We start from the raw sequence: 23,060 nt of genomic DNA, 5'->3' as shown, positions 1-23,060 counted from the left end.
ATCAACGGCTGCGCCTGGAGCTCGATTTCGCCGGACGTGGACATTCTCCGGTCCGCTGTGTTGCGCGCGGCGCCTTGGCTTGCGATCGCGCTTCCTGAACCAGCCAGTCCCTGAACTTCTGTGTCGCGGGATCGACGCTGCCGGCCGCGCCATAGCAGAAATAGCATTCACCCGGAAAGTTCAGCTCCGGGAACGGACTTGCCAGATCATGGCTCGCGATCGCCTCTCGCAGGACGTTCTGCGGCGCTACCACCGATCCAAGTCCATCCTTGACTGCCTGTATTGCCACAAACAGGTGATCGAAGCGGTGACCGCCGGCCACGAACGCATCGGTGATGCCCACGTGCTTCAACCATGCCGCCCATTCCTGGGGCCGGGTCATCGACTCGATCAGATGATGGCTTTTGACGTCGGCGGCCTTTGCGAGCGGCTTCCGCGCCAGCAGTTTCGGCGACGTCAATACCGCCAGGTCCTCGCGAAACAGCAGGGCGCGCTCGCTGAGACGCGAGGAAGTCACCGCCGCCTCCCCGCGCGTCACGACAAGGTCATGGGCCGAGAAATTCGGCAGCTGCCCCGTCATCCTGGTTGATACCCACACATCTGTGCGGGGGTTTTGGGCGCGATAGCGATTGACGCGCGGCAGCAGCCAGTACATCGCAAAGGTCGCCGGCGCCTCAATCGTGACCGTGCGGCGCTCGCGCTGGCGCTGCACATAGGCGCAGGCACCGGCAATATCCTCCAGCGCACGCCCCACCTCGCGCGACAGCACAAGGCCGAAGGGTGTGAGAACCAGCCGTCGGCCCTCCAGCGTGAACAGCGCCTGTCCCAGCCAGCGTTCGAGCAACTTGACCTGCTTGCTGACCGCGCTGTGGGTGACGCCGAGCGCGTCCGCAGCGGCGCCGACCCCGCCGGTCTCCGCGACGACGGCGAACGTCCGGAGCGACACCAGTGGAAGATCGCGCAGCTTCATGGGAATGGAAGTTACATGAACCGGTAAATTATTCAATTTTTATTCCGACCGCCGCTTCCTAGGATCGCTCCGAAGCCGCTTATCGGCCCTGGCCGGACAAGGAGCCATCATGATCGAAGTCAACGGGCGGACCTACAGCAAGCCCACACGCCCCACCGTCGTTATCTGCCTCGACGGATGCGACCCGCGCTATCTCAATTTCCCCAACGCGAGGGAGGTCTTCCCCAATATTTCGCGGATGATGCGAAGCGGGTTCGCGGCCCTCGCCGATGCCGCGATGCCGACCTTCACCAATCCGAACAACGTCTCGATCGTGACCGGCGCGCCGCCGGCGGTTCATGGCATCTCCGGAAACTATTATCTCGATCGCGAGACCGGCAAGGAAATCATGATCGTCGATGCAATGCCGATGCGGGCGACGACCATCCTCGCCGAGATGTCGCGCGCCGGCGTTCGCGTCGCTGCGGTGACCGCCAAGGACAAGCTGCGCAAGATGCTCGGCCACCGGATGGAAGGCGGAATTTGCTTCTCGTCGGAGAAAGCCGGAAGCGCGACCATGGCGGAGAACGGCATTGCGGATGTCGAAGCCCTGGTCGGGCGGCCGACGCCCGACATGTACAGCCCCGACCTGTCGCTGTTCGTCCTTGACGCCGGCATCAAGCTTCTTGAGCAAGATCGCGCCGAGCTGCTCTATCTCTCGCTGTCCGATCTGGTTCAGCACGCGCACGGTCCGGGCGAGGCGGCAGCGGATTTCTTTCACCGCGCCGTCGACCAGAAGGTGGGCCGCATCGCCGAGCTTGGCGCCGTGGTCGGGCTGATTGCCGATCACGGGATGAACGACAAGGCGAACACGGACGGAACCCCGCGCGTGATCTTCCTCGAGGACGAGCTGAACCGGCGCTTCGGCCCACGTGCGGCGCGGGTGATCTGTCCGATCACCGATCCGTTCGTGAAGCATCATGGCGCGCTTGGCTCCTTCGTTCGCGTCTACCTGCGTAAGGGGCTCGACCTCGCCGAGGTCATGGAGGCGTCGGCGGCCATTCCGGGAATTGCGCTCGTGCTCGACGGGCCGAGCGCCGCGAGCCGCTACCAAATGCCGCTCGACCGCGAAGGGGATTTCGTCACGATCGGCGACACCCACACGACAATCGGCTCGACGCGGGCGGAGCACGATCTCAGCGGACTCGACGGCCACCGCCTCCGGTCGCATGGCGGACTGAGCGAGCAGATCGTGCCGTTCATCCTGTCGCACCAGCTGAACGATGCCTATCGCAAGCTCGCGAAGACCAGGCGCATGCGCAACTTCGACATCTTCGAGTTTGCGCTGAACGGCGCGCAATAAATCAAAACAAAAGCACAGGAGGACACGCCATGCTCGATACTGGGCAGGCCTTTGCACGGGCGCTCGCAACCGAAACGGCTGCGGCGCAGATGTATCGGCGCTACAAATGGACGGCGCTGCTCGGCGTCTCCTTTTGCTACCTCTTCTACTACCTCGGACGCCAAACCTTTGGCTTTGCCATCCCTGGCATTCAGAGGGAGCTCGGACTATCCAAGGAGATGCTCGGGTGGGTCAGCGCATCGATGCTGTGGGCCTACGCGCTCGGCCAGTCGATCAACGGCAATCTCGGCGACAAATGGGGTGGCCGCGTCATGATGCTCGCCGGCGCGGTCCTCTCGTTCGCGGCGAATTGGGCGACGAGCCTGTCAGGCGGCTTCGTCGCCCTGCTGCTGGCGTGGGGCCTCAACGGATATTTCCAGGCGATGGGATTCGCGCCGGGCAGCCGGCTGCTCTCGAACTGGTGGGGACACCGGCATCGCGGCTTCGTCTATTCATTCTATGTCGGCATGTCCGGATTTTCGTCGGTCCTCGCCTATTTCGTGCCGATCATCATTCTCGGCACGCTCGGGCTCGACTGGCGGTGGATCTTCCGGCTGTCGGTGTTCCTGATGTTGTTCGGCGCCGTCGTCATGTTCCTCGTGGTGCGCGAGCGGCCCGAGGATCTCGGCCTCAAAGGGCCCGCCGACGAGAAGTCGCCCGATGAGGCGGACGGCGACAGCGAGGTCGACACCAAGACCAGCGGCGCGCGCTATCGCGCGGTGCTCTCGAACTGGCGGCTCTATGCAACGGGCCTGTCGATCGGATTTCAGAACGCCGCGCGATACGCCCTGCTGGTCTGGGTCCCCGTCCATTTCCTCGGGCCAAACTGGAAATCGGCTGCGACGGTCATCGATCCGGTCTGGATTACCGTCGCACTGCCGGTCGGGATGGCGCTTGGCGCGTCGACCAACAGCTGGATTTCGGATGTTCTGTTTAGATCACGGCGTTATCTCGCGATCATCTCCTACATGGTGATGGCCGCGATCATCGCGCTCGCGATGGAGCTCGTGCCACACGGCAGCCTGGTCGGGATCGCGGGCCTGTTCCTGTGCGGCTTCTTCGTGTTCGGCCCGGCGTCGTCGTTCTGGGCGCTATGTCCCGACATCTTCGGCCGTCGCCTGGCCGGAACCGCAACCGGCGTCCTCAATTTCATTTCGTACGCCTGCGCCGGGATTGGCGAGCCGTTGATCGGGCGATTCATGGATCACACCGGCAATACGGCGATCATCTTTCCGACCGTCGCATGCCTGTGCGCAGCGAGCGCCGTCTCGGCGCTGCTCATCAGGCGATAGGGGCTGAACGCCCGCCAAAAAGAAAATCGCCGTCCCATTGCGGGGACGGCGCAGGCTGCTCACGCAGTGCCAAAACGGCTAGTGCTTGCCGTAGTTCTCGGCGTGATGCCGGCTCGCCTCGGTGTGGTGGTACTGGGCATGGGGCCGTTCATCTATGTCGCGGGTCGATTCCATGTTGCGGCACGCATAGTCGCATCCGTCGGAAGCGGCAACGCCCTCATCGGCTTCCGCGCGCGCGCGTTAAGGCGTGAATGTATCAATTGCATCTAGCCGTAGTGATCGAGCTCGCTCAGGGCAATTCGGACCTCTCGCGCGAAATCGACCAACGACACGATGAAAGCCACAACGGAGACAATGAAGAGGATGGCGACGCCCCGCTCGTGTTGGATGTGAAGGAACGCACTCACAAAGCCGACGACGATGACAATGCTGATCGAGATGCTTCCCATGATAGACCAGAAGATCGCACGATTGATCATGGTGGCACGCCGAGCAAGACGCGGCAGGTCTGCCTTGAGCCGGCATCTCTCCTGATCCTGATCCGAAATTTGGTTCAGGTAAATCGATCTGTCGATGATCCGGTTCAGGCGGGAAATCAGCACCGCGATAAAGGCCGCCAATGCGCCGAGCAGAAATGCGGGCGCCGCCGCTTGAGAAATCACCTGAGAGAGCTGACCGACCGACGGCGTATCCGGTAACATCGACTCCACTTTCGGGTTAGCGCGGCTGAAATCAATCGGCCGAGCATTGGCAACCTGGGCCGTGCGGCCTGACAATCACGACGCCCGCGTATCGAACCGGCGTCGGCGAAAATTGCCGGGCGGCGTCCGAACGGCGGGCATCGGCAGCCACCGGCACGGTTGCGGCCCATAGTGGCGTGATCTCGGCACAATCGAAGGCGCCAGCAGCGCTGCTATTTTGTCGCGACCCGTCGGGTCGGCGCCACGGTGCCGGCAGGAGCCATCGGCGAGATCGAGAACGTCAACCACGCGTTCCATCCTGCCGGGCGATTCTCTGCTGCAAATTCTCCATACCCTTTGAGATTCAGATAACCCTGCATGTCACCTACGGGAAACAGGAAGCCGATCTGCGGACCAACGCCAAGCACGCGGGACCGGAAGCCTCCCAGGAGAGGGTGCTGGCCGAAATCGTCGGTGATCTGCTGATAGGCATATCCAACCAGGCCAACGAAAACCTGCTTCGACAGGAACTGGGAGGCGCCCCAATCCAGATGGAAGTCGACCCCGTTCTGGTACTGGGTATCCGGATTCTTGAAATTGTAGGTGAAGCCCGCGACCGCGGAAAATTCGTGGCCCGCCTGCTGGTTGAAGTAGGTGTAGCCGCCGCCGGCATCGATGGCCGCGTGACCGATGCCGAGATTGGCAAGGCTGCTCGGGCTGTATGCTCCGACCGGGATGTCTCCTGTTACATAGCTCATGAAATTGTGCACCCCGGCGTTCCACTTCAGCGTCGCCTGCGGGTAGAGGTCGCCAACTGATGTGATCGAATCGCCGAAGCTGCCGGTGCGGGTTGTCGCCAGCGGACCGACGGCCGCCGTCAGCGTCCCCGCAAGATCCGCGCTCGACCGTCCGAACAGCCCGGTCACGCCGATGGCAAGTTGGCCACCCAGCACCGGCGTTGCGAACGTATAAGTGGGATTGAGAAGGATGAGATCCGCCTGCGCGTTGAGATGCAGATTTAGATCGACGTTTGCCGCGGCGGGGATTCTGCCGACCTGGATTTCCCTGGCGGCCGCGGCATTGCCGAATGCACTTACGCTGGTGTGATAGTAGACCTCCGCCATCGACCAGCCGGGGACCTGCGGGGTCGCAGCGAGGCTGCCGAAGCGGCCGGGAAGCCAATATGAGACGCCGGCCTCGTCGGCACGCGCGGCTTCAGACGAGCATGATGCCACGATCATTGTCATGGCGATGCCGACATCCCTGAGTGTCTTGCCTCGCCCGTTTGGTTGCCGCCTCTTCGAAAGATCATGACGCCGCATTTCGCACCCACCCCACCTTTGGCGCATCGCAGAACGATCTGGTCCGGCTTGCGCGAGCGTACGATTCGCGACCGCAAATCGAAGCACGTTGGTTCGTGCCGGCCCCGGCGGAGCCGGCACGAAGCCGGGTTCTCAAGCCCCGACCTTCTTGACGGCAGGAACCGTCCAGGTGCCGTTGATGATCGACGGGTCGGTTTCCTGCGGCCAGTACATGCGCAGCATGAGTATGAAATCTCCCTCCGGCGCGGGAAGCCAGTTGGATTCCTTGTCCTTCCCCGGCGAGTCCTTCTGGATGTAGAGATCGGTGGAGCCGTCAGGATTCTCCTTCAGGTTTTCCCGCGCACTGATCGAATATCGGTTGAGCGGATTGTTCACGAAGAAGTAGCTGCTGTCGTACATCGTGAGCGACCAGAATCCCTCGGCCGGAGGCAGGTGGCCTTTGGGAAACCGCATGACGTACTTGTTCGCACCATTGTACTTGCGGTCGTCCGCATCCTTTTGCGAGGTCGGGTAGACCGCATCCTGCGGACGATTGGCACCAAGCCCAATCGCGGTCACCAGGGCTCGCATCAGGTAGTCGGTGCCGTAGATGCCGGTTTTCGTCGTGAACGCAAAGCCGTTCTCGTCCTTGACCGCCTTGTTGACCTTGAACTGAAGCATGATCCTGTCGAACGACACCTCCGGAACGCGCTTCAGAAAGTCCGCCTTCAGCTTGCTCTCGTCGAAATCCTGTCCGGGAACGATGCCGATGCGAGCAAATTTGGCGAGCTGGGGCGCGTCTGCTACATATGGCGGATTGGCTTTCATCAGCTCGCACAGCAGCTTGAAATATGACACCGCGTCCATGCGATTGACCTGCTCACGGACAGCCGTCTTCATGTCGATGGAAGCATCGACCTTGCCTTCAGGCGGTGTGTAGGGCTTGCCGTAGGAGCTCAGCGGGACCAGCTTGCATTCGTCCTGCAGCTTGTGCACCTCGGCGTAGTCTTCGGACGTGCCGGTGCAATAGATGCGGCCGAGCAGCCACACGATGCTGGTGGGCGACTTGTATTCCTTGACGCCGGACGGCAGCGTGCCCTTCCATCCGGGGCCCGTGATGGCGTAGGTCTGCGCGCCGGTGCCGGTCGTCCGCTTGCCCGGCACCTGGAATACCGTCGTCCAGCCATCCAGCATCGGCATCAGGAAATAGCGCCCTTTCATGTCCGGGATGCTGAGGACCCACGGTTCCTTCCCGACGTCGAGGAAGGACGTGGTGTAGAGCGTGTCCGCGTTGGGCGCAGTGACATCGCGGAAAGACGCATCAGGGTACTTGCGCAGCTTGATGATCTGGCCCATCGGCGCGCGCGTGCCGACCGGTGTTGCAACGTTGGTGATGACACGGCGCGTCATCTCCATCGTCACGAGCGGATAGCCGAAGATGTAGGCGTCGGTCGCGAGCCAGAAGTCTTCAAGGCCCTGGCCGAGGCTGCATCCTGATCCCGAGCGCCGCTCTCATATCCTTGAAGACTACTGCGATCGCCTCGATGATGAGCTGGTCGGGATGAGCCTTGCAGTGCTGGATCACCTCGTGCTCGGCCTCACGGGACTTTTTGATATCGAGGTAATGCTTGCGCGCGAGGCCGTTGTACCAGCCGCTGTACCAGGCAGTGAGAAGATCGGCGTCTCCTTGCCACGTTCCGGCGAGCTGTGCGCATGTCAGCTTCTGAACATCCAGATAGCCTTCGGCATTGGCGTAAGCGCTGAGGTCGGTCTGCGCATGCGCTGATTGAATGCCGGCGATGATCAGCGATGCTGCAATCATAGCGGTTCGTCCCACGATCCTCTCCTGTGAGCTCGTATGTTCGGCTTTAAATCGGGCCGACCTTGCATGGTCGGCCCGGAGGCTGCGACGTGGCCGGTCGCGTTGCTCAGTAGCAAGGCGGATACGGATAGAACCCGCACCGCGGGGCGTAATAGGGATAAGCAGCCGCGGCGCCAAGGGCGGCTGCACCTGCGACTGCAGCGCCGCGATAATAAGCCCCTCGCCACGCGGTTCGACGGGCAACGCCGGCAAAGGACAGCGGCGTGAATGGGCGACCGATGATGTCGATGAAGATCGACGCCGGTCCATCAGCTCCCGCAAGGTCACCTTCGAGCAGATCGACATCGAAAGTCAGCTTGTCGCCGTCGAGCTTGGGCGATTTCAGGACGACGACGGCGTCGGCTACCGACGATCCGTCTTTCCTGAACCCGGACACGGTGGCGTTTGGAGGATCCTTCGCGAAATTGTCGGTGCCATTGCCCCAATCCTCGACAATTCGCGATGTGAGATCGTGACCGGCTGCCCGCACGGGCCGATCGGCGAACACGATCGCATTCGGTGAAACCCCAGTCAGCACGAGTTTGCCGTCCTTCAAGCTCGCACCGCGCGAATTGAGGACGAACAGCGATGGCACGACTTCCGGCTTTGCCTGACCGATCGACTTCTCAAGCGGGACGTGCGGTTTGGTCTCGGGTGCAGATTGGGAAAGCACCTTATGGGGAGCGGCAATCAATCCGGCGACGCAGAATACCAGCAGAGCTGAGCGAAGGGTCATGGTTGTGATCTCCTTTGGCGCCCTTGGGGGAGCGCCGCAATTATTTCGGCAATCAGCTTCGCTACGCATTTCGCGCCAATTCGGATCGCGCGTCTTGCCATTTCGCGCCAATGATACAACTTCTCATCGCCCGGCGGCGTGAGATCTCTTGCGATGGTTCGCCCCACTCGGCCGATCGGAAAGTTGCTGCTGCCTGTAGGCGATGGGTTGGATTTTCATCAAACGCACGAAAGTGCGGCTGAAGCTGCTGGCATTACTGTATCCCACGAATTTTGCGATTTCCGACAGGCGCTTGCTTGAGTCCCCGAGCAGGCGGCAGGCGATGTCCAGGCGAACTTCGGCGAGCATTTCGCTGTGGCTGGTGCCCAGGCGACCAAGGTGCCGCTGCAACGTGCGCGAGCTGATCTTGAGGGTGTGAGCGGTACTATCCAGAGTTGCGTCACCGTGTCGCAGCGACGCGACAATGGCCGCGCGGACCGCCTGGGCTGAAGGCAATCGGACAGCTCTCATCGGTTGGTTTGAGGCGTGAGGCCCGTGCTCCTGCAAGAGAAACGACGCATCAGGATAGAGCAGCTTCGGGGATCAATCTGGCCATCAGCCGCCAAAATTCTCGTCAAGCGAAATTCGCGAATGCGTGTCGCGTCGGCTGCTCGATAAAGACAACGCAAGAGGAGTTCCGGTCTGCTAAGCTGCAATCGCGGCAAAACTTCTTGGGCAGGTAGTAATGACCGTCATTCCATTGATCCGTTGTCAATTTTTGATCCCATTCGCTGAGCTTCATTCCGAAACTGGCGGGCCTACGGCGGCACTCCTCGCCAAATTTCAGCTTCCGACGTCTTTTGAAGAGAAAGCGGATCATTATGTACCTTTGCTGCCGGCTGTTCGGTTCGCGACGGCCGCTCAGCAAAAGCAGGGCCTGTCAGAAATCGCCTTTCGCGCAGCCCAGCGAACCTCGTTTGAACATTTGAGCGAAGCCATGCGCGCGCGCGTGCGCCATGCGCCGACCCTGTTGGTTGCCTTGCAGCAAACCTGCCGGTGGGCACCGTGCGAGGATACGATCCTCCAACTATGGCTCGAGCCAAGCGGCGAGAACTTGAAGATTTGCAGCAAGCTCATTGGAACGGAGGGCATTTCCCATCTTGAGATATCCCAGTGGCTTCAAAACATATTCGTGCTGCACATCGTCCGTCAGTTCGCCGGGGCGAACTGGTCTCCAAAGGTGATTGCATTTGAAGCGCCCTATACGCCGAGCCCGGAGGTCCGGTCGCATTGGCCGAACACGCGGTTCCTGTCAGGTCAGAAGGCCTCATGGATCGAGGTGCCGGTAAAACTCCTCAGTCTTGCAAATCCCTCAAATGACTTTCGGCCGGCGCCGTCCGATCACGAGCCGCAGTCATTCGGCAAGGACGTCGTCAGCGCATTGAGGCTGAGCTTGCCCTCCTACCTTGACCAAGGAGGCCTCACGATAACGCAGGCGGCCGAGATGATGGGAGTGAGCACCAGGAGTTTGCAACGGAGGCTTTCGCTCGCTGGGCTGACATATTCGGGTCTGGTTGAGCAGGCTCGCTTCAACAATGCGGCCAAGCTTTTGGGCGCCACTGAAATCAAGATCATCGACGTGGCACTCTCATCGGGCTATGCCGACCCGGCTCATTTTACGCGTGCCTTCCGCCGGATCTCCGGCTGCACCCCGCGGGAGTTTCGGGTGAGATCGAGGAACGGACAAGCTGCGATCGATCAGCGCGCCTCCCTGCCCAATGACAATCGCGCCTAGGAAGGTTTTCGCCTTGAACGCGCCGCTACGTAACAGCGCAGGGCGCTCGGCCTTCGGATTGATCCTGAGGGCGGCGTCATGCGCGGTGCTTATCATCCCGGTTGCCAAGGCCCTTGCCGCAAATGATGACGGCGTTGCCAATGCTTCGGTGCCGAACATCTACCTCGACCTCAGAACGATCTACGCACAGGTACCGGCGGGGTCGCTCGCGTTCGGCTTTGGACATCCGACGCTGTTCAATACTCAAACGCTTGCGGCATCGGGGAGCGCGGTCTTTCCGGCCGGCGTGCCAGCCGCGAAATCTCTCAACATGGATTTTCCGCTAACGGTCGATGTCACCGATAGCGTGTCGCTCTATGCCGGCGTCTCCGGCAGTTCGACGAACTTCGGGAGTACCGGCTTTTCGTCCTTTCAGGTCACAAGCTGGAATATCGGCTTCCAGGCGGACCTTTATCAGCAGAACGGCGGGACCTTTCCTACCGTGACGCTGCAATCGACCATCACACAGTCGATTCCCAATGGCCCGCTGGGCACAACCTCCTTCAACAACATTCTCGAATTCGACTATGCGCTCGATTCCGATGAAACCCGAGGCTTCCTCGGCGGTGTCCAATACACCCGAACCGACGCCGGCAGTGCGCTGGGGAGGATCAATCCGAACACGATTGCTTATGTCGGCGGCTACTATCAATGGCCGAACGATTGGAAATTTACCGGCCGCGTGGGCGTGCAATCCTTCGAGGGCGCGCAACTTATGAACGTCGCCTCGATTCAGCCTTTCGCGCAACCGATCGTGCGGCTAGATCTCGACCGCATGGACGATAATGACAACCGATTGTTTGGCCTCACAGCCGAAATCATGTGGGTGCCGAAGCCCGCCTATCAACTGACGTTCAGAACGCCTCTGTATGCCGTCAAGAACTAGCCGGCGTCCCGGCGCACGAGCAAGCAAGCACCGAGACCATCCGACGAGGGTGCAAACGCCCCCCCCCCCGGCCGGACGGGCAGATCTGCCTCGTGTCGCCTTGGCTGTGTCCTCTGCGGCCATCACCGGGTCGGCCATCGGCCCGTCGGCATGCGGCGCCAATCGATGCAGTGACACGGCCAAACAGTCATGGCGTCGGCCGTCACCTCGAAAAGCGAAGCACGCCGATGGCAACCGATCGTCAGGCTATCATTGTTCGTCGAACAGCTTCGCCGAGGAGACCGGCGCGCGTTCCGGCTGGATCGTCAGCCGATAGGCGATCAGGTTGGTGCCATCGAATGCCTCGAGCAAGTAGTCGCAAACGGGACAGTGATACTCACCTTTGGCGCCAGGTTCTGACCATAGCTCCAACCGCCGGAAACCTGCGCCACAGCACGCGCACGTTACATCCGCTTTCCGCACGTTGATCCTCTTGGCTGCGTTCTGCAGGACGTAAAAACACCAGGTGAACTCGGCAAAGAAACGATGGCTGTCGCCTGACTGAGGCGAAAGCAAATGCCATGGAACTCACGTTCGCATTCCAGGCAAGATGCTACGCGGCAAAGTACAGATTGTGCCTGGGGTTGATGACAGCTGCCTGACCCTTTTCGAACGCGCGCCCTGCTGCATTCCGTTGATCTACGTCAATCTCGCGAGGCGAAATTGTCGCAGTGTCGCCGCTCGCAATATTGTCCGATAGGGAGGACACGCCATGCTTCGTTGTATCCTCGCCGCTCTGGCGGCTCTGGTTCTCGTCGCTGTCTGCCTGATTCCTGATGACGCCTATGCCCGTCGCGGAGGAGGCGGCGGCTTCCGCGGCGGCGGAGGCGGCTTTCACGGCGGCGGGATGCGTGGCGGTGGCATGCATGTAGGCGGCGGACGAGTTCACGGTGGAGGATATCGCGTTGCAGGGCGTCCGGGCTATCCCGGTCGACCGATTGCAGGGCGCCCCGGCCGCCCGGTCGCCGGCTATCCCGGCTACGGCAGAGGCTACTATCGGCCGGGCTGGGGTTATGGTGCTGCTGCCGTCGGCGCTGCAGCCGCAGCCGGCGCGTATGGCGCCTATGGCTACTACGGCAACCAAGGCTGCTACTACAATGAATACGGGCAAATGGTCTGCCCGCAGTATTGATCCGGCTGAGCCGCAATGGATGGACATGCGGTTGCACCGCACCGGCTCGCTGTCGAGTTCCGGTCAGGCATCGGCATTTCCATGTTGAATGGATCGACCGCAAAGGGACGCCACGATCGCCATCGTGGCGGTCCCTTGAATTTCGCTTTTCCAGGGAGACGGCTCGATGGAGTACGACGCCTTCACCGACGCGAGCCTTAAGATGATGTACGAGGCTGTTCGCGGCGCGCTCGAAGCCGACGATGAGTTCGAGGCAAACGGTGAAGATCCAAAATTCCGGGTCCGGTCGACGGCCGAATGGAAGCGGCATGCCAGCAATCTTGAGGCCGAGATTCTGAAACGGGGGCTCCAGATCGACATTATCGACTGGACGCGCGGTCAGAGCGAGCTACCGCTGTAAAGCCATCAGGGGTCCGCGTGAACGCGACGAGGAACACGCGCCCTCGTCCGGATCGGTGCCGGCAACGCTCGCCGCTGGTCAAACCGGGCCGTGCGATCCCGGTGGCACCATGTACAGGGTCATGGCGAAAATCGCATAGATGAGCACGAGCAAGGCACCGATAAACCATGCCGACCGTCCGCTGTTGGTGATGAAGCAGGAAGTCACGGAGGCGATCATGACCATCGTCACGGCCCCCGGCCAAAACTGCAAATCCATCGGCTTCGGACCGACGACGTAGCTCAGAAGCACCAGCGCCGGCGCGACGAACAAGGCGATTTGAGACGCGCTGCCGAGCGCGATGCTGACGCTCATATCGAGACGGTTCTTGCGCGCCGCAGAAAACGCGACCGCCATTTCTGCCGCGGCGCCGACCAGCGCGACGATGATGAAACCGACGAACGCCGGGCTCAATCCGAGCGTCTCGCCCGCTTTCTGCACCGAGCTCACGAATATTTCGCTGACCAGTGCAACCAGCACCGTGACGACGAGAAGGGTACCTAACGCAAGTCCGATCGGCCAGCCGGCGCCGCCGGTTTCGCCATGCTCCTCGCTTGCGAACAGCTCCTTGTGTGTCTTGAGCGAGAACAGCAAGCCGAGCCCATAGGCGCATATCAGCAGCACAGCGAGGCCCGTACTGAGAGCCAGCGCCATGGCCTCGCCGCGCGCCGGATCGAGGTCGGCAACAGCCGAGGGCGCAAGCAGCGCAATCGTGGCCATCAGCAGCAGCGCTGCGTACATCCTCCCGCCGGCCCGATTATACTCCTGAACGTGATGGCGGAGCCCGCCGAGCAGGAATGATGCGCCGAGCATAAAGAGTGAATTGGTGACGATGGCACCGGCGATCGATGCCTTGACCAGCATGTACTCTCCGGCATGCAGCGCAGCGATCGCGATGATCAGCTCGGTCAGATTGCCCAAAGTTGCGTTGAGCAGGCCTCCGACTGCATCGCCGGTCTTCTCTGCGACGCTCTCCGTCGCGTGGCTGAGCAGGGCGGCCAACGGCACGATGGCCAGAACAGCGAGCACAAACAGCGCGGTGTGGGCGGACGGAGCCGCCGTCTCGACCGCCAGCACGATCGGTACGAAGACCAGCATCCAGAGCAGTGGATTATGTCGAATTTCCTTGAGCAGATGGTGCATGGTACCGCCCGGTCGAAACGAGGTCGACGGCAGTTTCTGAACACTGCGATCCGCTGAACCTTGATCTAGCTCAATCCGGCGCCACCGTCGCGCCGGTCACGGGTTGAGCCGACAAGCCGATCCGGAGCCTCACGGAATTTCCCGAACGGTCAGAAGCGCGTCCATATTTTCCGGCTCCCTCTCCCGTTTGACCTAGATCAACCCGTGGCCGACATGATTGTGGTTGCTCTCGCGGACATCCTTGATGACCAGCTCAGGAGCTCACAATGACGAGGAACGCAGCTGTCGCAGCGATTGCATTCTTGGTGACGACCTCGTCTCTCGCTTTTGCAGCAGAGACATCCACGACAGTCGGAGCCGCGCAACCCAGTGCAGCCGATCTGAAGAGCCTGACGGACATGCGTGTCGGCATCGTCAAGGCTGCCCTGCAGCTGACACCCGATCAGGAGAAATACTGGCCGGCCATCGAGGATGCCATCCGTGCGCGAGCGAAAAACCGGCAGGCTCGGTTGGAGCGAATTGCCGAACTCCAGGACAACGGACCGATGGAGGCCCTTGGCGGAAGCAATCCGGTCGAAATGATGCAACGCAGAGCCGACCGGCTGATTTAGCGCGGGACCGATCTCAAGAAGCTCTCCGATGCCTGGGAGCCGCTCTACAAGACATTGAGCGATGATCAGAAGCGAAGGATGGCATTCGTGTCGTTCGCCATCATGCGCGGCGTACGAAACGCGATCGAGCAGCGTGGCGGTCCGGACGACGAGGACGAATAAGGCCAACCCGACTCAAGCGAACAGCCCGCGCTGGTTGGTGCGTGAAATGGACGCCCGACCAACGCGAGCGTCACGCGCACCTGCCAAAAAGAAAACGCCGTATTGCAACCGTCCATCTATGTTGCGGCGATTCCATGTCGTGGCGCGCATAGTCGCTTCGCCGGAAAGCACCGCGTTCATCAACCCGGTCATTCCGGCGGCGGAAAGCGGTCGAAGGTCGGCAGCTCATGCGCATCCACCATCCAGCGCAGCCGCTCCGCGACCTGGATATGCATCGTGGCCGGCACCGCATCGGGATCGTCATAGGTGCCGCTCTGGATGTCGATGAACCCGGGCAGCATGTTGCGATTGGTATAGAAAAGTCCGCTGCCGCATTTCGCGCAGAAGTGCCGCCGGCCGTGCTCCGAGGATCGGTAGATCCTGGGCTGCCCCTTGGTCACCTTGACCATGTCCTCGGCAACCATGACCCAGCCGACCATCGGTGCGCCGGCGTGGCGCCGGCAATCGGTGCAGTGACACAAAGCATGGACGACCGGTTCGCCGGTCACCTCGTAACGGATCTCGCCGCAGTGACAGCCGCCGGTGACGTCAGCCATGTTTTCCTCCGCTCGATCAGTGGGTTGTCGGGCGGGTCGATAACGTCGCAAGCACCAACGCTTCAATTGCGCATCTTGCCCTTGCGTCGAGCTGTCGCGCGGTCCCCTGCGCCCGCCGATCATGGCGGGCCGGCGTCGCACCTCACGAAATCGTCATCCCTGCCATCGGCCCCGCCCAGGCCTCGGGAATAAAGCCCCACCCCCGCCGATCACCTCCCCGGAAACCCAATCCCTGGGCCCACGGGAGACTGCCATGAGCGGACACGATCACGACCATCGCCATGAGGAAAAAGGCGTCAGCCGACGCAAGGTGCTCGAATGCATGACCTGGGCCGGCACCGGCGTGCTGTGGACCGTCACCGGCGGCGTGCCGCATTCGCTCGGCATCGTCGGCTCGGCCGCGGCTGCGGAAGCTGCACCCGGCATGACCTTCATGCAGATCAGCGACAGCCATGTCGGCTTCGACAAGCCGGCGAACCCGAACGCCATCGGCACGCTGGAAGAGGCCATCAACAAGGTCCGGGCGATGCAGGTCAAGCCATCCTTCATGATCCACACCGGCGACATCACCCATCTGTCGAAGGCGTCCGAATTCGATGACGCCGATCGCATCATCTCGCAGGCCAAGCTCGACGTGCACTACGTGCCGGGCGAGCACGATTTCATAGACGAGGAGGTCAAGCTCTACAAGGAGCGCTACGGCCGCGGCACCAAGGGTCCGGGCTACTATTCCTTCGATGCCGGCGGCGTGCATTTCATCGGCCTCGTCAACGTCGTCGACCTCAAGGGCGGCGGCCTCGGCAATCTCGGCAACGAGCAGCTCGAATGGCTGGAGAACGACCTCAAGGGCCGCTCGAAGTCGACGCCGATCGTGCTGTTCGCCCACATCCCGCTGTGGACGGTCTATCCGCAATGGGGCTGGGGCACCGAGGACGGCGCCCGTGCGCTGGAATACGTCAAGGGCTTCGGCTCGGTCACCGTGCTCAACGGCCACATCCACCAGGTGATGCAGAAGGTCGAGGGCAACGTCACCTTCCACACCGCGCGTTCGACCGCCTTCCCGCAGCCGGCGCCGGGCTCCGCCCCCTCGCCCGGCCCGATGAAGGTGGAGGATGCCAAGCTGCGCAGCATGCTCGGCGTCGCCAGCATCAACTTCAAGCAGAACAGCCAGCCGCTGGCGATCATCGACACACCGCTGCAAGGCTGAGGGACAAGACCGATGAGTTCGATCAATCGACGCGACTTCGGGATCGCCGTGGTCGCGACCATGCTGCTGCCGGTCACGGCGGCCCGCGCCGAAGATACCGCGGTTCACATCGACAACTTCTCGTTCACCCCGCCCCAGCTTGAGGTGAAGGTCGGCACCACCGTGACCTGGACCAACCGCGACGACATCCCGCACACCGTGGTGTGTGCGGGAAAATTCCGCTCCAAGACCATGGATACCGACGGCACCTTCTCGTTCACCTTCACGGAGCCCGGCGAGTACAAGTATTTCTGCTCGCTGCATCCGCACATGACAGGCAGTGTCAAGGTTGGGTAACGTGACAACCCATACAATCACAACCATGCCCGGCCGGTGGCCCTCCGCTCCCGGCCGGGCACGAGCCGTCTCTCGACATGCCGGGCAGGACACGATGGTTGTCAACGCGTCGCAAGACGATCCCGAAAAGGCGCGACGCTTCCGCGAGGCCGCGCTGCCGTATCTTGACGATGCCTATACGCTGGCCCGCTATCTGCTGCGCGATGCCGCCGACGCCGAGGATGCGGTGCAGGAATGCTATCTGCGCGCCTACAAGCATTTCGACAGCTACCGCGGACCTGCGATGAAGCCGTGGCTGTTCGCGATCCTGCGCAATGTCTGCCGGGCCGAATATGCAAGGCGCAAGACCGCCCCGACCGCGGTCGAGGAGTTGCCCGAAGGCGGCGAGCAGACCCCGCTGTGGAATGAAGCCCCGGAGACCCCGGAAAAGCAGCTGCTGCGCCGCTTCGACGGCGAGACCGTGCGCAAGCTGGTCGCGGCGCTTGCCGAGCCGTTCCGCGAGACCTTCGTGCTCAGGGAAATCCAGAATCTTTCATACCGCGAGATCGCCGATGTCGCCGCCGTGCCGGTCGGCACCGTGATGTCCCGCCTCGCGCGCGCCCGCGCCATGCTGCGATCGGCCTGGCTTGCGGAACAGGAGCAAGCGAAATGACCTGCGAGGAAGCCGAAGTGCTGATCCACGCGCTGATCGACGGCGAACTCGACGCCGGCCATGCGCGCGAAGTTGAGGCCCATGTCGAGGGGTGCGCACATTGCGCCGCGCTCATGAAGGAGTATCAGGAGATCCGCCAGGCGATCGCCGAGAGCGATTTGCGCTACAAGGCGCCGCTCGAGCTGCGCCGCAAGATCGAGAAGTCACTGCCGCAACCACAAGCGCAGGCGGCGCCGACCCGGCGCTCGGTGCTGCGCGGCTTTGCGCTGGGCTCCGCGGTGTCGGCGATGGCAGCGACCGGCCTTGTCGCGATCGTGCTGCGCAACGATGACGAGCAGCGCATCGAGAACGAGGTGGTGTCGGCGCATCTGCGTTCGCTGCAGGCCGGCCACCTCACCGACGTGATCTCGACGGATCAGCACACGGTCAAGCCCTGGTTCAACGGCAAGCTCGACGTCTCGCCGCCGGTGATCGATCTCACCGCGCAGGGCTTCACGCTGATCGGTGGCCGGCTCGACTACGTCAACGCCCGCGAGATCGGCGCCGTGGTCTACAAGCGGCGCCAGCACGTCATCAACCTGTTCGTGGCGCAGACCGCGAACACCGAACGCAAGACGGCGAAGATCTCGACACTGCAGGGCTTCAATATCCGCCGCTGGAGCGACCGCGGCCTGAATTACTGGGCAGTCAGCGATCTCGGCGCCGACGAACTGAGCGAGTTCGGCGACAAGTTCGAGGGCGCGATGCGCGCGAACAAGGAGGGGTGAGTCTTGTAGCCCGGATGGAGCGCAGCGTAATCCGGGGACGGTCTTACCCGCTTTGAGAACCCCGGATTTCGCTGCGCTCCATCCGGGCTACATCGTGAGGCCTACGCCGACTTGCGCACCGCGTTGTCCACCAGCGTCTTGCCGAGCGACCAGATCGCGCCGGGGACCTTGTGGCTGCCGGCGATGACGTCGTCGAAGGCGCGCTCGATCCAGCCACAATCTTCCTCGGTGATCGTGAGCGGCGGCAACAGCTTGATGGTGTGGCTGCCGTGACCGGCGACCTGGGTCAGAATCTTGTGATCCTTGAACAGCGGCACGGTAATGAGCTGGCAGAACAGGCCCTTGTTGGCGGCCTCCAGCACGTTCCAGGAGGCGCGCAGGCGCAGCGACTTCGGCGGGCCGAACTCGACGCCGATCATCAGTCCCTTGCCGCGCACTTCCTTCATCAGCTCGTAGCCGGGCACCATGCGCGTCAATGCGAGGCGCAGCTCGGCGCCGCGCTTGGCGGCGGACTCGATCAGCTTCTCCGACTCCATGACGTCGAGCGTGGCGATGCCCGCGGCCATGGCGAGGTCGTTCTTGGAGAAGGTGGAGCCGTGCACCACCGCACGGTCCATCTGGTTGAAGATCTTGTCGAAGATGCTCTTGCGCGTCAGCACGGCGCCGACCGGCACGTGGCCGCCCGACAGCGACTTCGACAGCAGCACCATGTCGGGCTCGACGTTCCAGTGCTCGACCGCGAGAAAGCGGCCGGTGCGGCCCATGCCGGTCTGGATCTCGTCGGCGACGAACAGCGTGCCGTATTTCTTGCAGAGCGCAGCCGCGCCGGGCAGGAACTCGTCGGTGGGCATGTTGACGCCCTTGCCCTGGATCGGCTCGACGACGAAGGCCGCAACCTCGCGCGAGGCCAGGGCCTTTTCCAGCGCAGCCAGATCGTTGAACGGGACCGGGGTGCAGCCCGGCAGCAGCGGCTCGAATCCGGTGCGGAAGTTCGAATCGCCGGTCAGCGACAGCGCGCCGTAGGTCAGGCCATGGTAGCCGTGGGCGCAATAGACGATGCCGGGGCGGCCGGTCGCGCCACGCGCGAATTTGATCGCGGCTTCGACGCATTCCGCGCCGGAGTTGGCGAAGAACGCCTTGTCGAGATAGGGGACGTATTTCAGCAGCCGCTCGGCCAGCACGCCGGCGAGCGTCGAGACGTCGAACTGGACGAGGTTGGGCAGGTCGGCATCGAGCACGCTCTTGAGCGCATCGCGCATGACAGGATGATTGCGCCCGATCGCGAACACGCCAAAGCCGGACAACAGGTCAAGGTAGCGAGCGCCCTCGCGATCGTAAAGGTACTGCCCCTGCCCCTTCTGGAAGCCGACATCGTAGCCGATGGTCTTGAGAACCCGGACGAACTGCTCGTTCAGGTGACGCGTGTGCATGGCACCGCGCTGCCCCTCGCGCTCCACAAAAATCTCGGAAACGTCTAAATTGGAACTTACCATTCGTCACATACGTCGGTTGATGGCCATCTCGTCAACTTAAAACGCTCGCTAGCGGCGTTTTGCCCCCCGCTCGGATCGTCCAGTTAAGCACAGGTTTGGACCATGTTGCACTGCCCAAGAACTTTCGCGCGTACAATAGCCTTTTCAGGTTTATTTTTGGCCACCGTATTATCACCGGCACTTGCAGCGGACCCGACCGGCGACTGGAAGGTCGCTGACGGTGTCGCCACCATCCGCGTCGCCCAGTGTAATGGCAACATGTGGGGTGCGGTGTCTTGGGAAAAAACCCCGGGCGGCAAGGATAAGAACAATCCTGATCCTGCGAAGCAGAACAGGCCGACGCTGGGCATGGCAACCCTGATCGACATGAAGAAGAAGCCCGGCGTCGATCAGTGGGAAGGACAGGTCTACAACGCCAAGGATGGACAGCTCTACAGCGCGACCATCACGCCGGCTGGTGCCGATCAGCTCGAAATCAAGGGCTGCGTGATGGGCTTCCTCTGCGGTGGCGAGACCTGGACCCGGGTCGGCCCGCCAATCCCGGTGAGCGCCGCCGGCAATCCGGCGACGAAGGGCACCCAGCCCAAGTCGACAGCACCGCAGAAAACCACCGGTGCCGTGGCGCCGGCCACCAAGCCGGCTCAAAAGCAGGTTCCGGGCAACGCCAATGCGCACGCCGACGCCGTGGGCGATATCTGCCTGCTCCCGGACATCGCGCGACCGACGCATTAGCGGAAGTCGGCGGGGAACACCGTCCGCTGACATCGCGGCTCGGCGGCGCATGCCGCCAAGCCGGTTCGAAAGCGAATCGCCAGCGCGTCAGGTGACGTTGTTGGCGATATCCTCCTCCTTGACCTCGCGGGGTTTGCCCATTAGGGCCGGCTGAAACAGCAGCACGGCGGCAAGCGTCGTCACCAGCGAGAGTGCCAGCAGCTTGCCCATGCTGGACGTGCCGGGATGGCTCGACAGCCACAGGCTGCCGAACGCGGTTGCCGTCGTCAACGCGCTGAAAAAGATCGCACGCGTCAGGCTCGACTGCAACAGATTCGTCCTGCCCTGCCGCCACGCCACGACATAATAGATCTTGAAGGCGACACCGACGCCGAGCAGCAACGGGAACGCAACGATATTGGCGAAGTTCAGCGGCAGCCCGATCAACACGCAGATCTCGAGCGTCACTGCGCCGGCAACCAGAAGCGGCACCAGCGTCATCAGCACGTCGACGAACCGGCGCAGCGTGATCCACAGCAAGAGCCCGATCACGACCAGCGCGTAGATGCCGGCGTGGATGAAGGCCTTCACCACGGTGTCGCCGGATTTCAGGATCGAGACCGGCCCGCCGATCGCGGTCGGCTCGGCCGCGAGCACGGCGTCGGCAAAGCGGCGCAGATTGTCGTTGTCGTTCGGATCGCCCTTCGGCTCCACCTCGACACGCATCAGGCCGTCCTTGGTCTTCCAGCTGTTGACGAGTTCCGGCGGCAGATTCTGCAGCGTGACGGTCTGGGCCTGCAGCGTATTGCGGAGCTGGTCGAACACGATCTTCATCGGCGTGACGAACACGTCCTGCGCCTTGTTGCGGGTCGCCTGGTTCGAATCGGCAAGCTTCTGCAGGGCGTCGGCGAGCCGGCGCGCGGCCACCGCGCCCGGCCCCTTGCCGTCGCCCGCGGTTTTGCGCAGGCTGTCGACCGAACTCTTCAGCGACTCGACATTCTCCTGATCCGACGGGGCCGGATCGACCGAATCCGGGTTGAGCGCGGGGCCGAGCGTCTTGGCCGCCTGCGCGATCAGCTTCAGCTTGGCCGGCTGGTCGTCGGGCACGAAGCTGTCGAGCGACATCACGCGCGACACTTCCGGCAGCTTCTCGAGCTTGGCCTCGATCTTCTTGGCGTCGGCTTCCGAGCGCGTCATCACGTTGATGGCATTGGCACCGGTATTGGGGTCCTTGCGCAAATCGAGGAAGGTGGCGATCGATTCGGCCTTCGGATTGCGCAGGTTCATCGGGTTGAAGTCGAACTTCATGAAGTAGAGCAGCGGCAGGCCGCCAAGCGCGAGCAGCAGCGTGCCGCCGACGATCAGCACGCGATGCTTCTCCAGGAAGTGATCGAGCGGGGCCAGGAAGGCATAGCCGACGGGCTCCGGCTCGCCGGGCGGGTTCAGAAGCTTGAGCAGCGCCGGCAGCACGGTGATGCTGGACACGAACGCCACCAGCATGCCGACGCCGGCGATCTGCCCGAGTTCCGAGATGCCCTTGTAGTCGGTCGGCATGAAGCAGAGGAAGCCCGCCGCGGTGGCCATTGCAGCCAGCGACAGCGGCACCGCCGAGCGGCGCGCCGCGTTTTCCAGCGCCAGCGTCAGATTGTCGTTCTTGAAGCGCTCGGAGCGGTAACGGACGCTGTACTGGATACCGAAATCGACGCCGAGGCCGACGAACAGCACCGCGAACGCGATCGACAGCAGATTGAGCGAGCCGACCATCATCAGGCCGGCCGCGGTCGTGATCGCAAGGCCCACGAAGAGATTGACGAACACCGCAAAGATGATCTTCGCCGAATGCAGCGCCAGCCACAGGATGAGCAGCACGACGAGAACGGTGCCGACGCCGTTGACGACGGCTCCCTCCTGGACGGTCGCGTATTCCTCGTTGGCGATCGGGACCGGGCCGGTCAGGCGCACCCGCGCCTGGTATTTGTTGGGGAAGTCCAGATCGGCCGCGGCTTTCCGGATCGCGTCGGTCGCGTCCTTGCCCGGCTCCAGCGCGTTGTAATCGAGGATGGGCTTGAACTCGATGAAGGTGCGCTTGTCCGAATCCTTCAACGGCTCGTCGCTGACGAGCTCGCGCCAGGAGAAGCTGGCATTGCCCTTGTTGAGCACGGTCTCGACGGTCTGCGCGATCAGGTTGAAGGGCCGTTCTGTGTTGTCGAGCTTGACCTGGCCTCGCTTGACGCCGGCAAGGCCGGTTTCCAGCGCGCCGGTCAGGCCGCGGATCGAGGGATCGCCGGCCATGATCTCGATCAGGGGCGCGGCGGATTCGAGCTGGCCCGCGACCTTGCCGACTTCTTCGGTCGGCAGAAACAAGAGGCCGTTCTTCTCGAAGAATTCGCCGGAGCCGAGCGCGGTGATCGCCTCGAAGTTCTTCTTGTCGGCCTGCAGCTTCGCGGTGAGTGCCTTCGCGGCCGAGCTGGTCAGCTCCGGCGTCGCAGCCTCGACCACCGCCAGGATCAACCGCTCGCGATCAAACGCTTCCTCGAACTGGTTGTCGCGCTTGCGCCAATCGAGATCCGGCGAGATCAGCTTGTTGATGTCGGTGTTGATCGAGAAGTTGCGGGCCGTGTAGAAGCCGGCGCCGATCGACAACAGGACAGAGATGATCACGACCGGAAGGGCAAAACGCGTACAGGTTCTAACAACGGAGACGACAATATTTGTCAGCACTTCGTTTCTTTCTAATCTCGGGGAAGCATGGCCGAAAACGCCCGCTCTGTAGCGGAGTTCCCGGGACCGATCTAATGTTGTTTTGGTTGTCTTCCTCGACGGGACGGCGAGGAGGTTCCAAACCACAGGAA

The 23,060-nt window shown here is 62.4% G+C and carries 22 protein-coding genes and 1 pseudogene; 12 read left to right on the top strand and 11 right to left on the bottom strand.

The features are described from left to right. Position 1: 1 nt before the first annotated feature. Positions 2-970: a LysR substrate-binding domain-containing protein gene (locus RX327_RS13925; RefSeq protein WP_050387120.1), complete on the bottom strand. Its 969-nt coding sequence runs from the start codon at positions 968-970 to the stop codon at positions 2-4. Between the two features lie 109 nt (positions 971-1,079). Here RX327_RS13925 and phnA point away from each other — a divergent pair, with 109 nt between their 5' ends. After that, the gene (gene phnA, locus RX327_RS13920) at positions 1,080-2,312 is read left to right on the top strand and encodes a phosphonoacetate hydrolase (protein WP_050387121.1); all 1,233 of its coding nucleotides are present in this window, start codon (positions 1,080-1,082) and stop codon (positions 2,310-2,312) included. 29 nt (positions 2,313-2,341) lie between these two features. Beyond that, a complete protein-coding gene (locus RX327_RS13915; RefSeq protein WP_080666918.1) occupies positions 2,342-3,643 on the top strand; it encodes an MFS transporter in 1,302 nt (433 codons plus the stop codon). 266 nt (positions 3,644-3,909) lie between these two features. Here the strand turns inward: RX327_RS13915 and RX327_RS13910 are convergent, their stop codons facing one another. From RX327_RS13910 to RX327_RS13885, 6 genes and pseudogenes are all read right to left on the bottom strand, one after another. Beyond that, positions 3,910-4,419 (bottom strand): DUF2721 domain-containing protein, encoded by a 510-nt coding sequence (locus RX327_RS13910; RefSeq protein WP_244482565.1) that lies wholly within the window; start codon positions 4,417-4,419, stop codon positions 3,910-3,912. A gap of 137 nt (positions 4,420-4,556) precedes the next feature. Continuing rightward, positions 4,557-5,570, bottom strand: coding sequence for a transporter (locus RX327_RS13905; protein WP_317250603.1), 1,014 nt, complete (start codon positions 5,568-5,570; stop codon positions 4,557-4,559). A 207-nt stretch (positions 5,571-5,777) separates the two neighbouring features. Then, a pseudogene (locus tag RX327_RS13900) lies at positions 5,778-7,109 on the bottom strand (DUF1254 domain-containing protein); the annotation flags it as partial. Next, on the bottom strand, positions 7,093-7,446 hold the full coding sequence (locus tag RX327_RS13895; protein ID WP_317250602.1) for an HdeA/HdeB family chaperone: 354 nt from the start codon (positions 7,444-7,446) through the stop codon (positions 7,093-7,095). The pseudogene RX327_RS13900 and the gene RX327_RS13895, both read right to left, overlap by 17 nt. 106 nt (positions 7,447-7,552) lie before the next feature. Beyond that, on the bottom strand, positions 7,553-8,221 hold the full coding sequence (locus RX327_RS13890; protein WP_198400294.1) for a hypothetical protein: 669 nt from the start codon (positions 8,219-8,221) through the stop codon (positions 7,553-7,555). A gap of 123 nt (positions 8,222-8,344) precedes the next feature. Next, on the bottom strand, positions 8,345-8,716 hold the full coding sequence (locus RX327_RS13885) for a helix-turn-helix domain-containing protein (protein ID WP_244482566.1): 372 nt from the start codon (positions 8,714-8,716) through the stop codon (positions 8,345-8,347). A gap of 229 nt (positions 8,717-8,945) precedes the next feature. On the opposite strand from RX327_RS13885, the gene RX327_RS13880 reads away from it, so the two are divergent. From RX327_RS13880 to RX327_RS13865, 4 genes are all read left to right on the top strand, one after another. Next, positions 8,946-9,995, top strand: coding sequence for an AraC family transcriptional regulator (locus RX327_RS13880; protein WP_050387125.1), 1,050 nt, complete (start codon positions 8,946-8,948; stop codon positions 9,993-9,995). A 13-nt stretch (positions 9,996-10,008) separates the two neighbouring features. After that, on the top strand, positions 10,009-10,920 hold the full coding sequence (locus tag RX327_RS13875) for a hypothetical protein (protein WP_244482567.1): 912 nt from the start codon (positions 10,009-10,011) through the stop codon (positions 10,918-10,920). 751 nt (positions 10,921-11,671) lie between these two features. Next, positions 11,672-12,091 (top strand): hypothetical protein, encoded by a 420-nt coding sequence (locus tag RX327_RS13870; RefSeq protein ID WP_080666919.1) that lies wholly within the window; start codon positions 11,672-11,674, stop codon positions 12,089-12,091. A 166-nt stretch (positions 12,092-12,257) separates the two neighbouring features. Next, positions 12,258-12,491 carry a hypothetical protein gene (locus tag RX327_RS13865; protein ID WP_028331701.1) on the top strand — a complete coding sequence of 78 codons (234 nt, stop codon included), beginning with the start codon at positions 12,258-12,260 and terminating at the stop codon, positions 12,489-12,491. Between the two features lie 78 nt (positions 12,492-12,569). On the opposite strand, the gene cax is transcribed toward RX327_RS13865, so the two are convergent. Then, a complete protein-coding gene (gene cax, locus RX327_RS13860; RefSeq protein ID WP_028331702.1) occupies positions 12,570-13,673 on the bottom strand; it encodes a calcium/proton exchanger in 1,104 nt (367 codons plus the stop codon). A gap of 266 nt (positions 13,674-13,939) precedes the next feature. Here cax and RX327_RS13855 point away from each other — a divergent pair, with 266 nt between their 5' ends. Beyond that, positions 13,940-14,284, top strand: a complete 345-nt coding sequence (locus RX327_RS13855; RefSeq protein WP_317250601.1) for a Spy/CpxP family protein refolding chaperone — start codon at positions 13,940-13,942, stop codon at positions 14,282-14,284. A 350-nt stretch (positions 14,285-14,634) separates the two neighbouring features. On the opposite strand, the gene RX327_RS13850 is transcribed toward RX327_RS13855, so the two are convergent. Further along, positions 14,635-15,042 (bottom strand): GFA family protein, encoded by a 408-nt coding sequence (locus tag RX327_RS13850; protein WP_050387127.1) that lies wholly within the window; start codon positions 15,040-15,042, stop codon positions 14,635-14,637. Between the two features lie 253 nt (positions 15,043-15,295). Between RX327_RS13850 and RX327_RS13845 the strand changes: the two genes are divergently transcribed. The 4 genes from RX327_RS13845 to RX327_RS13830 all read left to right on the top strand — a co-directional run bounded on the left by RX327_RS13845 (position 15,296) and on the right by RX327_RS13830 (position 18,004). Beyond that, positions 15,296-16,249, top strand: a complete 954-nt coding sequence (locus RX327_RS13845) for a metallophosphoesterase family protein (RefSeq protein ID WP_050387128.1) — start codon at positions 15,296-15,298, stop codon at positions 16,247-16,249. 12 nt (positions 16,250-16,261) lie between these two features. Next, on the top strand, positions 16,262-16,585 hold the full coding sequence (locus RX327_RS13840; RefSeq protein ID WP_028331706.1) for a cupredoxin family copper-binding protein: 324 nt from the start codon (positions 16,262-16,264) through the stop codon (positions 16,583-16,585). Between the two features lie 94 nt (positions 16,586-16,679). Further along, positions 16,680-17,237, top strand: a complete 558-nt coding sequence (locus RX327_RS13835; protein ID WP_018270594.1) for a sigma-70 family RNA polymerase sigma factor — start codon at positions 16,680-16,682, stop codon at positions 17,235-17,237. After that, the gene (locus tag RX327_RS13830; protein WP_028331707.1) at positions 17,234-18,004 is read left to right on the top strand and encodes an anti-sigma factor family protein; all 771 of its coding nucleotides are present in this window, start codon (positions 17,234-17,236) and stop codon (positions 18,002-18,004) included. Before RX327_RS13835 ends, RX327_RS13830 begins: the two co-directional genes overlap by 4 nt. Positions 18,005-18,105: 101 nt before the next feature. On the opposite strand, the gene hpnO is transcribed toward RX327_RS13830, so the two are convergent. Continuing rightward, entirely contained in the window at positions 18,106-19,497 is a 1,392-nt protein-coding gene (gene hpnO, locus RX327_RS13825) for an aminobacteriohopanetriol synthase HpnO (protein WP_317250600.1), read from the bottom strand. Positions 19,498-19,599: 102 nt separating this feature from the next. On the opposite strand from hpnO, the gene RX327_RS13820 reads away from it, so the two are divergent. Next, positions 19,600-20,229: a DUF2147 domain-containing protein gene (locus RX327_RS13820; protein WP_317250599.1), complete on the top strand. Its 630-nt coding sequence runs from the start codon at positions 19,600-19,602 to the stop codon at positions 20,227-20,229. Between the two features lie 87 nt (positions 20,230-20,316). Here the strand turns inward: RX327_RS13820 and RX327_RS13815 are convergent, their stop codons facing one another. Continuing rightward, positions 20,317-22,929, bottom strand: coding sequence for an MMPL family transporter (locus tag RX327_RS13815; protein ID WP_317250598.1), 2,613 nt, complete (start codon positions 22,927-22,929; stop codon positions 20,317-20,319). Positions 22,930-23,060 lie beyond the last annotated feature (131 nt).

Source organism: Bradyrhizobium sp. BEA-2-5 (genome assembly GCF_032918025.1).
Lineage (GTDB): Bacteria > Pseudomonadota > Alphaproteobacteria > Rhizobiales > Xanthobacteraceae > Bradyrhizobium > Bradyrhizobium pachyrhizi.
This window is presented reverse-complemented; position numbering and strand designations above follow the sequence as displayed.

What these genes read in the sequence shown, in the direction of transcription:
- RX327_RS13890 (WP_198400294.1), bottom strand. Translation starts at nt 8,221, where the DNA reads ATGACCCTTCGCTCAGCTCTGCTGGTATTCTGCGTCGCCGGATTGATT.
- RX327_RS13820 (WP_317250599.1), top strand. Translation starts at nt 19,600, where the DNA reads ATGTTGCACTGCCCAAGAACTTTCGCGCGTACAATAGCCTTTTCAGGT.
- RX327_RS13845 (WP_050387128.1), top strand. Translation starts at nt 15,296, where the DNA reads ATGAGCGGACACGATCACGACCATCGCCATGAGGAAAAAGGCGTCAGC.
- cax (WP_028331702.1), bottom strand. Translation starts at nt 13,673, where the DNA reads ATGCACCATCTGCTCAAGGAAATTCGACATAATCCACTGCTCTGGATG.
- RX327_RS13865 (WP_028331701.1), top strand. Translation starts at nt 12,258, where the DNA reads ATGGAGTACGACGCCTTCACCGACGCGAGCCTTAAGATGATGTACGAG.
- RX327_RS13880 (WP_050387125.1), top strand. Translation starts at nt 8,946, where the DNA reads ATGACCGTCATTCCATTGATCCGTTGTCAATTTTTGATCCCATTCGCT.
- RX327_RS13830 (WP_028331707.1), top strand. Translation starts at nt 17,234, where the DNA reads ATGACCTGCGAGGAAGCCGAAGTGCTGATCCACGCGCTGATCGACGGC.
- RX327_RS13840 (WP_028331706.1), top strand. Translation starts at nt 16,262, where the DNA reads ATGAGTTCGATCAATCGACGCGACTTCGGGATCGCCGTGGTCGCGACC.
- RX327_RS13925 (WP_050387120.1), bottom strand. Translation starts at nt 970, where the DNA reads ATGAAGCTGCGCGATCTTCCACTGGTGTCGCTCCGGACGTTCGCCGTC.
- RX327_RS13905 (WP_317250603.1), bottom strand. Translation starts at nt 5,570, where the DNA reads ATGACAATGATCGTGGCATCATGCTCGTCTGAAGCCGCGCGTGCCGAC.
- RX327_RS13870 (WP_080666919.1), top strand. Translation starts at nt 11,672, where the DNA reads ATGCTTCGTTGTATCCTCGCCGCTCTGGCGGCTCTGGTTCTCGTCGCT.
- RX327_RS13835 (WP_018270594.1), top strand. Translation starts at nt 16,680, where the DNA reads ATGGTTGTCAACGCGTCGCAAGACGATCCCGAAAAGGCGCGACGCTTC.
- phnA (WP_050387121.1), top strand. Translation starts at nt 1,080, where the DNA reads ATGATCGAAGTCAACGGGCGGACCTACAGCAAGCCCACACGCCCCACC.
- RX327_RS13850 (WP_050387127.1), bottom strand. Translation starts at nt 15,042, where the DNA reads ATGGCTGACGTCACCGGCGGCTGTCACTGCGGCGAGATCCGTTACGAG.
- RX327_RS13895 (WP_317250602.1), bottom strand. Translation starts at nt 7,446, where the DNA reads ATGATTGCAGCATCGCTGATCATCGCCGGCATTCAATCAGCGCATGCG.
- RX327_RS13915 (WP_080666918.1), top strand. Translation starts at nt 2,342, where the DNA reads ATGCTCGATACTGGGCAGGCCTTTGCACGGGCGCTCGCAACCGAAACG.
- RX327_RS13855 (WP_317250601.1), top strand. Translation starts at nt 13,940, where the DNA reads ATGACGAGGAACGCAGCTGTCGCAGCGATTGCATTCTTGGTGACGACC.
- hpnO (WP_317250600.1), bottom strand. Translation starts at nt 19,497, where the DNA reads ATGGTAAGTTCCAATTTAGACGTTTCCGAGATTTTTGTGGAGCGCGAG.